General features: G+C 62.7%; 12 protein-coding genes. 11 read left to right on the top strand and 1 reads right to left on the bottom strand.

The features are described from left to right. Positions 1–99 precede the first annotated feature (99 nt). Genes LVS58_RS14710 through LVS58_RS14700 form a run of 3 tightly spaced genes read left to right on the top strand, consistent with a single transcriptional unit; the run spans position 100 to position 2,556 of the window. Positions 100–1,119 (top strand): aminoglycoside phosphotransferase family protein, encoded by a 1,020-nt coding sequence (locus LVS58_RS14710; RefSeq protein ID WP_233691693.1) that lies wholly within the window; start codon positions 100–102, stop codon positions 1,117–1,119. Beyond that, a complete protein-coding gene (gene murU, locus LVS58_RS14705; protein ID WP_233691692.1) occupies positions 1,116–1,787 on the top strand; it encodes an N-acetylmuramate alpha-1-phosphate uridylyltransferase MurU in 672 nt (223 codons plus the stop codon). Before LVS58_RS14710 ends, murU begins: the two co-directional genes overlap by 4 nt. A gap of 1 nt (position 1,788) precedes the next feature. Next, positions 1,789–2,556, top strand: coding sequence for a TerB family tellurite resistance protein (locus LVS58_RS14700; RefSeq protein ID WP_233691851.1), 768 nt, complete (start codon positions 1,789–1,791; stop codon positions 2,554–2,556). A 27-nt stretch (positions 2,557–2,583) separates the two neighbouring features. Here LVS58_RS14700 and LVS58_RS14695 read toward each other — a convergent pair whose 3' ends face one another. Continuing rightward, positions 2,584–3,582 (bottom strand): alpha/beta hydrolase family protein, encoded by a 999-nt coding sequence (locus LVS58_RS14695; RefSeq protein WP_233691691.1) that lies wholly within the window; start codon positions 3,580–3,582, stop codon positions 2,584–2,586. 95 nt (positions 3,583–3,677) lie between these two features. Here LVS58_RS14695 and LVS58_RS14690 point away from each other — a divergent pair, with 95 nt between their 5' ends. The 8 genes from LVS58_RS14690 to LVS58_RS14655 all read left to right on the top strand — a co-directional run bounded on the left by LVS58_RS14690 (position 3,678) and on the right by LVS58_RS14655 (position 12,986). After that, positions 3,678–6,065, top strand: a complete 2,388-nt coding sequence (locus tag LVS58_RS14690) for a PAS domain-containing sensor histidine kinase (protein WP_233691690.1) — start codon at positions 3,678–3,680, stop codon at positions 6,063–6,065. Between the two features lie 7 nt (positions 6,066–6,072). Continuing rightward, complete coding sequence (locus LVS58_RS14685) at positions 6,073–6,705, top strand: response regulator (protein ID WP_233691850.1); 633 nt, start codon at positions 6,073–6,075, stop codon at positions 6,703–6,705. Between the two features lie 295 nt (positions 6,706–7,000). Next, on the top strand, positions 7,001–8,125 hold the full coding sequence (locus LVS58_RS14680; RefSeq protein ID WP_233691689.1) for an ABC transporter ATP-binding protein: 1,125 nt from the start codon (positions 7,001–7,003) through the stop codon (positions 8,123–8,125). 40 nt (positions 8,126–8,165) lie between these two features. Beyond that, a complete protein-coding gene (locus tag LVS58_RS14675) occupies positions 8,166–9,200 on the top strand; it encodes an ABC transporter substrate-binding protein (RefSeq protein ID WP_233691688.1) in 1,035 nt (344 codons plus the stop codon). A gap of 60 nt (positions 9,201–9,260) precedes the next feature. After that, on the top strand, positions 9,261–10,508 hold the full coding sequence (locus LVS58_RS14670; RefSeq protein WP_233691687.1) for an ABC transporter permease: 1,248 nt from the start codon (positions 9,261–9,263) through the stop codon (positions 10,506–10,508). A gap of 10 nt (positions 10,509–10,518) precedes the next feature. Further along, positions 10,519–11,346 (top strand): ABC transporter permease, encoded by an 828-nt coding sequence (locus LVS58_RS14665; RefSeq protein ID WP_233691686.1) that lies wholly within the window; start codon positions 10,519–10,521, stop codon positions 11,344–11,346. A gap of 150 nt (positions 11,347–11,496) precedes the next feature. Next, positions 11,497–12,171, top strand: coding sequence for a ribulose-phosphate 3-epimerase (gene rpe, locus LVS58_RS14660; protein WP_233691685.1), 675 nt, complete (start codon positions 11,497–11,499; stop codon positions 12,169–12,171). Continuing rightward, positions 12,168–12,986, top strand: coding sequence for a phosphoglycolate phosphatase (locus tag LVS58_RS14655; RefSeq protein ID WP_233691684.1), 819 nt, complete (start codon positions 12,168–12,170; stop codon positions 12,984–12,986). The genes rpe and LVS58_RS14655 overlap by 4 nt, the downstream gene beginning before the upstream one ends. The last annotated feature ends 20 nt before the right edge of the window (positions 12,987–13,006 follow it).

Genomic DNA, 13,006 nt, shown 5'->3' with positions numbered 1-13,006 from the left:
GCCCGCGTGTGGGGCCGCACGCCTCTCGATGGTCTGAAAAAGATGCTGGATAATAAAGCATGACCCGCTTGACGGCTAGGGCCGTCGGAGACCCTTGCAATGCCTGAACACGATGTACGCCTGCAACAACTGACGGTCTGGCTCGATGAGCAGCTCAATGAACTTTTCCGTGACAACGCCTGGGGTGAGGTGCCTGCAGGCAGCTTGACCGCTGCCAGCAGCGACGCCAGCTTCCGCCGCTACTTCCGCTGGCAGGGCGCCGGCCACAGTTTCGTGATCATGGATGCGCCGCCCCCGCAGGAGAACTGCCGACCGTTCGTCGCCATCGACCACCTGCTGGCCAGCGCTGACGTACATGTGCCGGTGATCCACGCCCAGGACCTGGAACGCGGCTTTTTGTTGCTTGGGGATCTGGGCACTCAGACATACCTTGACATCATCAATGCCGACAACGCTGACGGCCTGTTCGCCGACGCCATCGATGCCCTTCTGAAGTTCCAGCGTTTGCCGATGGACGCACCGCTGCCCAGCTACGACGACGCCCTGCTGCGCCGTGAAGTGGAACTGTTCCCCGAATGGTACGTGGGGCGTGAGCTGGGCCTGACCTTCACCGATGCACAGAAGGCCACCTGGCAGCGCGTCAGCCAGTTGCTGATCGACAGCGCCCTGGCGCAACCCAAGGTGCTGGTACACCGTGACTACATGCCGCGCAACCTGATGCAGAGCATACCCAACCCTGGTGTGCTGGACTTTCAGGATGCGGTATACGGCCCGGTCACCTACGACATTACCTGCCTGTTCAAGGACGCCTTTGTCAGCTGGCCGCAGGCGCGGGTCGAAGGCTGGCTGAGCGACTACTGGCAGCAGGCGCAGGCGGCCGGCATCCCGGTGCATGCCGAGTTCGAAGCCTTCCACCGCGCCAGCGACCTGATGGGCGTGCAGCGGCACCTGAAGGTGATCGGTATCTTCGCCCGTATCTGCCACCGCGACGGCAAGCCGCGCTACCTGGGCGACGTGCCGCGTTTCTTCGCCTATATAAATGAAGTGATCGGTCGCCGGCCCGAATTGGCGGAGCTGGGTGAGCTGATTGCCGAGTTGCAGGCCGGAGCGCGTGCATGAAGGCCATGATCCTGGCTGCGGGGAAGGGCGAGCGCATGCGCCCGCTGACCCTGCACACCCCAAAACCGTTGGTCCCGGTCGCCGGCCAGCCGCTGATCGAGTACCACCTGCGCGCCCTGGCGGCAGCGGGCGTGACCGAAGTGGTGGTCAACCATGCCTGGCTTGGCCAGCAGATCGAAGACCATCTGGGCGACGGTAGCCGCTTCGGCCTGAGCATCCGCTATTCACCTGAAGGTGAGCCGCTGGAAACCGGCGGCGGCATCTTCAAGGCCCTGCCTTTGTTAGGTGAAGCGCCGTTCCTGCTGGTGAATGGCGATGTCTGGACCGACTACGACTTCGCGCGCCTGCAGACTCCCCTGCAAGGCCTGGCTCACCTGGTGCTGGTTGACAACCCTGGCCATCACGGAAGCGGTGACTTCCGCCTGCTGGGCGAGCAGGTCGTTGACGGCGATGACGCGCCAGGCACGCTGACCTTCAGCGGCATTTCGGTGCTGCACCCGGCGCTGTTCGAAGGTTGCCAGGCGGGTGCCTTCAAGCTGGCACCGTTGCTGCGTCAGGCGATGGCCGCCGGCAAGGTATCTGGCGAACACTACCGTGGGCACTGGGTTGATGTTGGCACGCTTGAGCGGCTGGCCGAGGCTGAGTCTTTGATTGGCGAGCGCGCCTGACATGTGGTGGCCAGGCACGGTGATTGGTGTGGGTGCCGGTTTCGCTGTTGCGAGCATACCGGGTGCCTTGCTCGGTGCGTTGCTTGGGCAGGCCATCGACCGCCGGCTGCGCTTGCAAGGCTGGGAAGATATGCGCGAGCGCCTGGGTGGGCGCCCTGCATTACGCGACGATGAGTTGTTGTTCGTGATGCTCGGGCGCCTGGCCAAGTGCGATGGCCGGGTAGCCGAGCAGCATATCCAGCAGGCGCGTCAGGAGATGGTGCGCCTGGACCTGGCCGAGGCAGCCCGGCTGCGCGCCATCAATGCGTTCAACCGTGGCAAGGCGGGCAAGGACCGGCTTGGTAGTCACCTGCGGCGCATCAGTCAGCAGCCCCACGCAGCGGAAGGTACCTTGCGGGCCTGTTGGCGCATGGTCTGGGCTGACGGCAAGATGGGCAACAAGGAGCGTGAACTGCTGCTGGACTGGGGGCAGAAGCTGGGCATGAGCCGGCGCCAGGTGCAGGCCATGTCGCTGGAGTACGAGCCACGCAAGGCCACGGGGGCAGAAGGCGTGCCCATGACCTATGCCGCAGCGTTGCGCTTGCTGGCGGTGGACGCAGACACCGACACCGATAAGGTCAAGCAGGCGTATCGTCGGCTTGTCAGCCGGCATCACCCGGACAAGCTGGCGGGTACCGGTGCCAGCGAGGCGCAGGTGCGTGAAGCGACCGCGCGTACCCGTGAGTTGCACCAGGCCTATGCCATGATCCGCAAGCGGCGCGGCCTTTGACGCCCCGCCGCCAGGATCAAGACGAACTCAGCCCTGAGGGCTCATCCACCCCCGCACCCGGCGGAACAATTGCTCTTGTTCGGCAGCTTTGTTTCCCGGTATGGCGATCAATGACAATTGCCGGTACTGGCTATCCTTCTGCCGCTTGCTGGCCTGCAGCCGTTGCTGGGCGGCGTTGCGGTCAGCGCTGCGGGTGGCGTAGTAGATATCGGCTGTGGGTACCTTCAAGGTTGGGGCCAGGCTTTCCAGGTCATGCTCCACCCGTGCAGGGGTCTGTGCAGCGACCATCACCAGTTTTTGTACCTGCGGTGGCTGCTTCTCGCTCAAGTAGCGCGCCGCCCAATACGCACCGCTACCATGGCCGATCAGTACGATGCTGCGGGCATTGTGTTGCTGGGCGAACGCCACGGCGGCATCCAGGCGGGCGAAGATGCGGTCGGCATCTGCTGGGTCGGCCTGCTCGCTGGCTTGTTCGGCATCGGTGCTTTCTGCTGTGTCGGCATCGGCTGCCGTGGCTTGGGCCACGTTGGCGTTGGCGTCGGCCGGTACGTCCTTGACCGGCGCGCTTTCGCCTTTATCTGGTGCAGGCGCTGTCGGTGGTGTGGCTTCGACCCGCGCTTGCGGGCTGTCTGCGAGCAGGTCGGGCAGGCTGACGCTCAGGCTGTGCCAGCCGATATCAGGGAATTTTTGCCGCAGTGGGCCGACTGCATTTGGCCAGTCGGCCGTTTCGCCTGCACCGGGGACAATGATCACCGCCCCTTGCGGATCGTTGTCGTTGGCCGGCTTCCACAGGGCCAGAAAGCTGTCGGCACCGGCCTGCAGGGTCTGCTGCTCAGCCTTGGGCAGCAGCCGCTCCAGCGCCTGGGCATCCTCCTGGCTGCGTTCCAGCAAGGGTGGGCGTGGGGCCTCGGCAGCCGGTGCCGTGGTCGTTGCAGGTGCTTTTTCGGCATCGGCGGCCAAGGCGCCGAGTGGAAGGACCGAGGCCAGGCAGCACATTGCCAGCGTCGTGCGATAAAGTGTGGACATGAGTCAACCCAAGGCCAGAATGAAACCGGCAGCCTAATAGTATTTGCCCGCGACGGCCATGCTGCATGGCCGTCTTTGCCAAGTCGAGCGTATAGATGAAGCGAGTGCGTCGCCTGTTGGTTATCGGCTGCTTATGGCTGCCCTTGATTGCCTGGGCCAGGCCCGAGGCACTGCCCTCTGTGGTGCTGGAGCCTGACCAGCAGCAGTGGCTGGACACCCACCGCAGCCTGCGTGTCGGCCTGGTGTTGCAGGCGCCCTACGCTCAGTTCGACCGGCGTCTGCAGCAACTGTACGGGGCCAATGTGGAGCTGGTGAACAGCCTGGCGCAGGCGCTGCGGCTGGACCTCACCTGGCGTTACTTCAGTGACCAGGCCAGTTTGGAGCATGCCCTGCAAAGCGGCGAAATCGACTTCGCCCCTGGCCTTACCCAGACGCCAGCCAGCCTGCGCCTGTGGCTATTCAGCGACCCGTACATGCGCGTGCCACAGCTGGTGGTGGGGCCGCGCACCGGGGCCATGGCCGTGGAGCTGGAAAAGCTTGAAGCCGAGCAACGCGTGGCGGTGCGCATGCCAAGCCCGCTGGCGGATTACCTGCGCGGCAACTACGGCAACCTCAACCTGCAGGGGGTGCCCGACGATCGTGAGGCCTTGCAACTGGTGGTAGGTGGTCAGGCCAGTTTCGCCGTGCTGGATGAAGCGCAGCTCAGCCGCCTGTCGCGCGAGAGCGAGTTCGGTGAGCTGGCGGTGGTCGGCGATATTGGCCTGCCGCAGCTGTTGCGTATCGGTTCGCGGCGCGACTGGCCGCTGCTGGCCGATGTACTTGAACGTGGCTTGCAGGCAGTGCCGGCCAAGGAGCTGGAACAACTGCATCAGCGCTGGTTGCAGCCGAAGTACCCGCGCCTGAGCGAATCGCCGGGCTTCTGGCAGAACATGGCCTTGCTGTTCGGTCTGTTGCTGTTGTGTGCCTTGGCCACGCTGGTGTGGCAACGCCGTCAGCAGCGCCAGCTGGAGCGCAGCCTGTTGGCCGCGCGGGAAAGCCTTGTTGAGCGCCAGGTGCGCGAGGAGGCGTTACGCCTGAGCCAGTTCGCCATCGATCAGAGCACCGTAGGTATCCTCTGGGTCAACTGGGACAGCCATGTGCGTTACGCCAACCATGCCGCAGAGCGCATGTTGGGCTACAGCGAAGGGGCGTTGCTGGAAAGGCCGCTGAGCGACTTCGAGCCGAGCCTGAACATGGACCGTTGGCTAGAGCTGTGGAAGGGAGCGCGGACAGGGGCGGGGGGTGTCGGTCAGTTTGAGACGCAATGCCGACGGGCTGATCAAAGCTTGCTACCCGTGGAGCTGTCGCTGAGCTTTCTGCGCTTTCGTGATTCCGAATATCTGGTGGTCTACCTCGCCGATGTCACCGAACGCCACCGTGCCTTGGCAGCCCTTCGCGAAAGCGAGGCGCGGCTCAAGGGCATTGCTGGCAACGTACCAGGGTTGGTGTTTCGCCTGGAGCGTGACCCGGCCGAGGGCGATCTGGAGTTCCCCTATATCAGTGAGGGTAGCGAGGCTTTGGTGGGTTATGCACCTAGCGAGATCCAGCACCCGCAGATGGGCCTGCGTAACCTGGTGCACCCCGAGGACCGTGCTGATTATCACAGGGTGCAGGACCTGGCCCTGGCCAGCGACAAGGACTGGTCCTGGCAGGGGCGCATCCTCACCCGGCAGGGCGAACAGCGCTGGGCCGATATCAAGGCCAGCGCCCGGCACCTGGGCAACGGCCAGGTGGTGTGGGACGGTGTAGTCTGGGACATCACACAGGGCAAGCGGGCTGAGCTTGCGCTGGCGAAGTCCCAGGAGCAGTTGCGCGAACTCTCGGCCCACCTGGAGAGCGTGCGTGAAGAAGAAAAAGCCCGTATCGCCCGCGAAGTGCATGATGAACTGGGGCAGATGCTGACCGTGCTCAAGCTGGAAGTGTCGATGTGCGAGCTGGCCTATGCCGAGCTGGACCCGGGCCTGAATGATCGCCTGGCGAGCATGAAGCGCCTGATCGCCCAGTTGTTCCAGTTGGTGCGCGATGTCGCCACTGCCTTGCGTCCGCCGATCCTTGATGCCGGCATTGCCTCGGCCATCGAATGGCAGGCGCGGCGTTTCGAGACACGCACGCAAATCCCCTGTCTGGTGCAAGTACCGGATAATCTGCCAGCATTGAGTGATGCCAAGGCCACCGGGCTGTTTCGTATCCTTCAGGAGGCGCTGACCAATGTGATGCGTCACGCTCAGGCGCACAGCGTAGAGATTGAGCTGGTACGTGAGGGCGGACAGTTGCGCATGACGGTCAGCGATGATGGCCAAGGCTTTTGCCGCGAGCAGACCCGGCCCACCTCATTTGGCCTGGTGGGTGTGCGTGAGCGGGTGCTGATGCTGGGGGGGAGCATGGCGCTGGACAGTGAGCCGGGCGAGGGCACCAGCCTGAGCGTGGCCATTCCGTTGGAGTAGGAGAGCAATCGTGATTCGAGTACTGGTGGCCGAAGACCACACCATTGTCCGGGAAGGCATCAAGCAGTTGATTGGCCTGGCCAAGGACATGCAAGTGGTGGGGGAGGCCGGTAATGGCGAGCAGTTGCTCGAAACCCTGCGCCACACACCGTGCGAGGTGGTACTGCTGGATATCTCGATGCCGGGTGTGAACGGTCTGGAGGCGATCCCGCGTATCCGTGCGTTGCACGAAGCGCCAGCGATCCTGATGTTGTCGATGCACGATGAGGCACAGATGGCGGCGCGGGCGCTGAAGGCCGGTGCGGCGGGCTATGCCACAAAAGACAGTGACCCGGCATTGTTGTTGACGGCGATTCGTCGGGTGGCCGGTGGCGGGCGTTATATCGACCCGTCGCTGGCCGACCGCATGGTGTTCGAAGTAGGCCTCACCGAATCCCGGCCGTTGCACACACTGCTTTCGGAGCGGGAGTTTTCGGTGTTCGAGCGCCTGGCCCAAGGCGCCAACGTCAACGACATCGCCCAGCAGTTGGCGCTGTCAAGCAAGACCATCAGCACCCACAAGGCGCGCCTGATGCAGAAGTTGAAAGTGAACTCGCTGGCGGAGCTGGTGAAGTACGCCATGGAGCACAGGCTGGTCTGATTGCGACATACGGGTGCCCGAAACTTGCCTAAGCCTCTGTGGGAGCGGGCATGCCCGCGAACGGGCCTGGCCTGCTGATCTCTATGGCTGAGCCGGCCTCTTCGCGGGCATGCCCGCTCCCACAGGTTTCGTGGTTGGCTCGCAAGGGCATTCCAATCCCGCCATTGTTGTAGGGCGATCCCTACAACAAATCTTCCATCCGGATGATGGCATTCTCTCAGCACCCCCGATTTTCGGGCGCTTGCGTCTCTTCTACTCTTTTGCCTACGCAGTCATCCAACAAGAAGGTGCAGGCATGAGCGAGGCGAAGTCGAACGCTGCAACCAGCGAAACGCTGGTCAGCTTCCGTGGTGTGCAGAAGAGCTACGACGGCGAGTCGCTGATCGTCAAAGACCTCAACCTGGATATTCGCAAGGGCGAGTTCCTCACCCTGCTTGGCCCGTCCGGCTCTGGCAAAACCACCAGCCTGATGATGCTGGCGGGCTTCGAAACCCCCACCGCCGGTGAAATCCAGCTTGCCGGCCGCTCGATCAACAACGTGCCGCCGCACAAGCGTGATATTGGCATGGTGTTCCAGAACTACGCGCTGTTTCCGCACATGACCGTGGCCGAGAACCTGGCCTTTCCGCTGACCGTGCGCAACCTGAGCAAGACCGACATCAGCGAGCGGGTCAAACGTGTGCTGAACATGGTCCAGCTCGACGCTTTCGCCAAACGCTACCCCGGCCAGTTGTCCGGCGGCCAGCAGCAGCGTGTGGCGCTGGCCCGGGCATTGGTGTTCGAGCCGCAACTGGTGCTGATGGACGAGCCGCTTGGCGCGCTGGACAAGCAGCTGCGCGAACACATGCAGATGGAGATCAAGCACATTCACCAGCGCCTTGGTGTGACCGTGGTGTACGTGACCCACGACCAGGGCGAAGCGCTGACCATGTCCGACCGCGTGGCGGTGTTCCACCAGGGTGAAATCCAGCAGATCGCCGACCCGCGCACGCTGTACGAAGAGCCCTGCAACACCTTCGTCGCCAACTTCATCGGCGAGAACAACCGCATAAGCGGCACCCTGCTGGCCAGCGATGGCAAACGTTGCCAGGTGCAGCTGCCTCGCGGTGAGCGGGTCGAAGCGCTGGCGGTGAATGTCGGCCAGGCCGGCGAGCCGGTGACCCTGTCGATACGCCCGGAACGCGTGCGCCTGAACGGCCACAGTGAAAGCTGCGTGAACCGGTTCTCTGGCCGGGTGGCCGAATTCATTTACCTGGGCGACCACGTGCGGGTGCGTCTGGAAGTTTGCGGCAAAGGCGACTTTTTCGTGAAGCAGCCTATTGCCGAGCTCGACCCGGCATTGGCCGTGGGCGATGTGGTACCGCTGGGCTGGGAGGTGGAGCACGCCCGCGCGCTCGATCCGATTGCCGAAGCCCATTGATGGATTGCTTCACCAACCCTGTACTGTGGAGAGAATAATAATGCGCAAGCAGTTGAAACTGACCGCCCTGGCTTTGGGGCTGTTTACCGCTGGCCAGGCCATGGCCGCAGACCTCACCGTGATTTCGTTCGGGGGCGCCAACAAGGCCGCCCAGGTCAAAGCGTTCTACGAACCCTGGGAAAAGGCGGGTAATGGCAAGATTGTCGCGGGTGAGTACAACGGCGAAATGGCCAAGGTCAAGGCGATGGTCGACACCAAAAGTGTGTCGTGGAACCTGGTAGAGGTTGAGTCGCCAGAGCTGGCGCGCGGTTGCGACGAGGGCATGTTCGAAGAGCTCGACCCGGCCCTGTTCGGCAATGAGGCCGACTATGTGCCTGGTGCCATTCAACCTTGCGGCGTGGGCTTCTTCGTCTGGTCCACGGTCATGGCCTACAACGCCGACAAGCTCAAGACCGCCCCCACCAGCTGGGCCGATTTCTGGGACACCAAGCAGTTCCCTGGCAAGCGCGGCCTGCGCAAGGGCGCCAAGTACACCATGGAATTTGCTCTGATGGCCGACGGTGTCGCGCCCAAGGACGTCTACAAAGTGCTGGCGACCAAGGAAGGCCAGGACCGCGCCTTCAAGAAACTCGACGAACTCAAGCCCAGCATCCAGTGGTGGGAAGCAGGTGCACAGCCACCGCAGTTCCTGGCCTCTGGCGACGTGGTCATGAGCTCTGCCTACAACGGGCGTATTGCCGCTGTGCAGAAAGAGAGCAACCTCAAGGTGGTGTGGAACGGCGGCATCTACGACTTCGATGCATGGGCAATTCCTAAAGGCGCCAAAAACGTCGAAGAGGCGAAGAAGTTTATCGCCTACAGCGTCAAGCCCGAGCAGCAGAAGATCTACTCCGAAAACATCGCCTATGGCCCGGCCAACGCCAAGGCCGTGAGCCTGCTGTCGGACGACGTGAAGAAAGACATGCCGACCACGCCTGAGAACATCGCGAACCAGGTGCAGATCGACGTGGCGTTCTGGGCCGACAACAGCGAGCAGCTGGAGCAACGCTTCAACGCCTGGGCGGCGAAGAAGTAAACGTCCAGTGTGTGGGGCCGCAAGGCGGCCCCCAATTCAGCCTGTATTGCGGAGTTCGCCATGGCCATTGCAGTGCCCCTCAACGAAGGCGCAGGTTCAAGTCTCAAGCAGCGCCTCAAACACGCCGAGCGGGTCAACCGCTGGAAGGCGCAGGCGTTGATCGCGCCGCTGGCGCTGTTTCTTCTGCTGGTGTTCCTGGTGCCGATTGCGGCGCTGCTGTACAAGAGCGTCGGCAACCCTGAAGTGGTCGACGGCCTGCCGCGCACGGTGGAAGTCATCAGCCAGTGGGATGGCAAAAGCCTGCCAGGCGAGGACGTTTACAAGGCGCTGAGCCAGGACCTGGCCGAGTCGCGCAAGAACCAGACCCTTGGTGACCTTTCCAAACGCTTGAACATGGAGCTGGCCGGTTACCGCAGCTTGTTGACCAAGACTGCCCGTGCACTGCCCTTCAAGGCTGAGCCTGCCTCTTACAAAGATGCATTGCAGGCTGTCGATGAGCGTTGGGGCGACCCGGCTTATTGGCAGGCGATCCGCCGCAATACCAGTTCGGTGACTTCTTTCTACCTGCTGGCCTCGGTGGATCATCGCATCGATGACCTTGGTGAGCTGGCCAAGGCCACCCCGGACCAGGCCATTTACCTGGACATTTTTGTCCGTACCCTGTGGATGGGGGTGGTGATTACCACTATCTGCCTGGTACTCGCCTACCCATTGGCCTACTTGTTGGCCAACCTGCCGACCCGGCAGAGCAACCTGCTGATGATTCTGGTGCTGTTGCCTTTCTGGACATCGATTTTGGTGCGGGTGGCGGCCTGGATCGTGCTGCTGCAGTCGGGCGGGCTAATCAACAGTGCGCTGATGGCCATGGGCATCATCGACCAGCCGCTGGAACTGGTGTTCAACCGCACAGGCGTCTACATCTCGATGGTGCACATCCTGCTGCCGTTCATGATCCTGCCGCTGTACAGCGTGATGAAGGGTATTTCCCCGAGCTACATGCGTGCGGCGATCTCGCTGGGCTGCCACCCGTTCGCCAGTTTCTGGCGGGTGTACTTCCCGCAGACTTATGCCGGTGTTGGCGCCGGTTGCCTGCTGGTGTTCATCCTTGCCATCGGTTACTACATCACCCCGGCGCTGCTGGGTAGTCCGAACGACCAGATGGTCAGCTACTTCGTCGCCTTCTACACCAACACCAGCATCAACTGGGGCATGGCCACCGCACTGGGCGGGCTGTTGCTGCTGGCGACCGTGCTGTTGTACCTGATCTATAGCTGGCTGGTCGGCGCCAGCCGTCTGCGCCTGAGCTGAGGAGCCTGTCATGCTGAGCCCATACATGTCGCCCGTGGAGCGGGTCTGGTTCTACAGCCTGCGTATTCTCTGCGGCTTGATCCTGCTGTTCCTGATCTTGCCAGTGCTGGTGATCGTGCCGCTGTCGTTCAACAGTGGCAGCTTCCTGGTGTACCCGCTGCAGGGCTTCTCGCTGCAGTGGTATCAGGACTTCTTCGGCTCGGCCGAATGGATGCGTGCGTTGAAAAACAGCATCATCGTTGCCCCGGCGGCCACGGTGCTGGCCATGGTGTTCGGCACGTTGGCGGCCATCGGCCTGACCCGTGGCGATTTCCCCGGCAAGTCGCTGGTGATGGCGCTGGTGATCTCGCCCATGGTGGTGCCGGTAGTGATCATCGGGGTGGCCAGTTACCTGTTCTTCGCCCCTCTGGGCATGGGCAACAGTTTCATCTCGCTGATTCTGGTGCATGCGGTACTGGGTGTGCCGTTCGTCATCATTACCGTGTCGGCGACGCTGCAGGGGTTCAACTACAATCTGGTGCGTGCGGCGGCCAGCCTGGGCGCTTCACCTCTGCTGGCTTTCCGCCGTGTGACCCTGCCGCTGATTGCGCCCGGTGTCATCTCGGGAGCCCTGTTTGCCTTTGCCACCTCGTTTGACGAGGTGGTAGTGACGCTGTTCCTCGCCGGGCCGGAGCAGGCAACCCTGCCGCGGCAGATGTTCAGCGGTATTCGCGAGAACCTGAGCCCGACCATTGCCGCGGCGGCAACCTTGCTGATTGCGTTCTCGGTGTTGTTGCTGCTGACCCTGGAGTGGTTGCGTGGGCGTAGCGAGAAGCTGAGGACTCAACAGCCGGCTTGATGATGGGCTGCCTGTGCCGGCCTCTTCGCGGCTAAAGCCGGAAGAGGCCGGCACAGGTTGCGTTGGTCGACACCAATTGATACCAATCAGCCTTCATCGCTTTCCCTGAGTTACAATGCGCGCCACCGTGAATTTGCCAACAGGTGCGCCATGCAGCCCTACGCTATTGCCCCCTCCATTCTCTCTGCCGATTTCGCCCGCCTGGGTGAGGACGTCGACAAGGTATTGGCTGCGGGTGCAGACATCGTCCACTTCGATGTCATGGACAATCACTATGTCCCCAACCTGACCATCGGCCCGATGGTTTGCACCGCTCTGCGCAAGTACGGCGTTACTGCGCCGATCGACGTGCACCTGATGGTCAGCCCGGTTGACCGCATCATTGGCGACTTTATCGAAGCGGGTGCCACCTACATCACCTTCCACCCTGAAGCCACGCAGCACATCGACCGTTCGCTTCAGCTGATCAGGGATGGTGGCTGCAAGGCCGGCCTGGTGTTCAACCCGGCCACCAGCCTGGACGCCCTGAAGTACGTGATGGACAAGATCGACATGGTGCTGCTGATGAGCGTCAACCCAGGCTTCGGCGGGCAGAAGTTCATCCCCGGCACCCTCGACAAGCTGCGCGAAGCGCGTGCGCTGATCGACGCCAGTGGCCGTGATATCCGTCTGGAGATCGATGGTGGCGTAAACGTCAACAACATCCGCGAGATCGCTGCCGCTGGCGCCGACACCTTCGTGGCCGGCTCGGCGATCTTCAACGCCCCGGACTACCAGGAAGTGATCGCCAAGATGCGCGCCGAACTGGCCCTGGCCCGCCCATGAGTGGCTTCGAGCAGCTGTTCCCGGGGACGCTGCCCAGGCTGGTAATGTTCGATCTGGACGGCACCCTGATCGATTCCGTGCCTGACCTGGCCGCCGCTGTGGACCGCATGCTGCTCGAACTGGGGCGCCCGCCTGCTGGCCTTGAGGCCGTGCGCCACTGGGTTGGCAATGGCGCCCAGGTGCTGGTGCGCCGTGCTTTGGCGGGCGGCATCGACCATGCCGACGTGGACGATGCGCTGGCGGAACAGGCGCTGGCGCTGTTCATGGACGCTTATGCCCAAAGCCATGAGCTTACTGTGGTCTACCCCGGCGTGCGCGACACCCTGCGCTGGCTGCGCAAGCAGGGCGTTGAGATGGCGCTGATTACCAACAAGCCTGAGCGCTTTGTTGGCCCGCTGCTGGACCAGATGAAGATCGGTAATTTCTTCCGCTGGATCATTGGTGGCGACACCCTGCCGCAGAAAAAGCCCGACCCGGCGGCGTTGCTGTTCGTCATGCAGATGGCCGGTGTTACCCCGCAGCAGTCCCTGTTTGTCGGTGATTCGCGCAGTGACGTGCAGGCGGCCAAGGCGGCTGGCGTGCAATGCGTGGGCCTGACCTACGGCTATAACCATGGCAGGCCGATCGACGACGAATTCCCCAGCCTGGTAATCGACGACCTGCGCGCATTGCTGCCCGGTTGCGCAGACCCGGCCACTGGGATAACGTTGGCGGACCTTCAAGCCTCACAAGACAGAGAGTCCACCGTGGCGGTTACTGGCAAATTCTGGATGAAAGTCATCAAGGCCTTGGCCCGTTGGCGTTGGCGCGCCTGACTTCAGCCTGCCGGCGTGTG

The organism is Pseudomonas sp. JR33AA (genome assembly GCF_021378985.1).
Classification (GTDB): Bacteria; Pseudomonadota; Gammaproteobacteria; order Pseudomonadales; family Pseudomonadaceae; genus Aquipseudomonas; species Aquipseudomonas alloputida.
The sequence above is the reverse complement of the archived record's forward strand: the minus strand, read 5'-3'. Positions and strand labels throughout refer to the sequence as shown.

What these genes read in the sequence shown, in the direction of transcription:
- LVS58_RS14710 (WP_233691693.1), top strand. Translation starts at nt 100, where the DNA reads ATGCCTGAACACGATGTACGCCTGCAACAACTGACGGTCTGGCTCGAT.
- murU (WP_233691692.1), top strand. Translation starts at nt 1,116, where the DNA reads ATGAAGGCCATGATCCTGGCTGCGGGGAAGGGCGAGCGCATGCGCCCG.
- LVS58_RS14700 (WP_233691851.1), top strand. Translation starts at nt 1,789, where the DNA reads ATGTGGTGGCCAGGCACGGTGATTGGTGTGGGTGCCGGTTTCGCTGTT.
- LVS58_RS14695 (WP_233691691.1), bottom strand. Translation starts at nt 3,582, where the DNA reads ATGTCCACACTTTATCGCACGACGCTGGCAATGTGCTGCCTGGCCTCG.
- LVS58_RS14690 (WP_233691690.1), top strand. Translation starts at nt 3,678, where the DNA reads ATGAAGCGAGTGCGTCGCCTGTTGGTTATCGGCTGCTTATGGCTGCCC.
- LVS58_RS14680 (WP_233691689.1), top strand. Translation starts at nt 7,001, where the DNA reads ATGAGCGAGGCGAAGTCGAACGCTGCAACCAGCGAAACGCTGGTCAGC.
- LVS58_RS14675 (WP_233691688.1), top strand. Translation starts at nt 8,166, where the DNA reads ATGCGCAAGCAGTTGAAACTGACCGCCCTGGCTTTGGGGCTGTTTACC.
- LVS58_RS14670 (WP_233691687.1), top strand. Translation starts at nt 9,261, where the DNA reads ATGGCCATTGCAGTGCCCCTCAACGAAGGCGCAGGTTCAAGTCTCAAG.
- LVS58_RS14665 (WP_233691686.1), top strand. Translation starts at nt 10,519, where the DNA reads ATGCTGAGCCCATACATGTCGCCCGTGGAGCGGGTCTGGTTCTACAGC.
- rpe (WP_233691685.1), top strand. Translation starts at nt 11,497, where the DNA reads ATGCAGCCCTACGCTATTGCCCCCTCCATTCTCTCTGCCGATTTCGCC.
- LVS58_RS14655 (WP_233691684.1), top strand. Translation starts at nt 12,168, where the DNA reads ATGAGTGGCTTCGAGCAGCTGTTCCCGGGGACGCTGCCCAGGCTGGTA.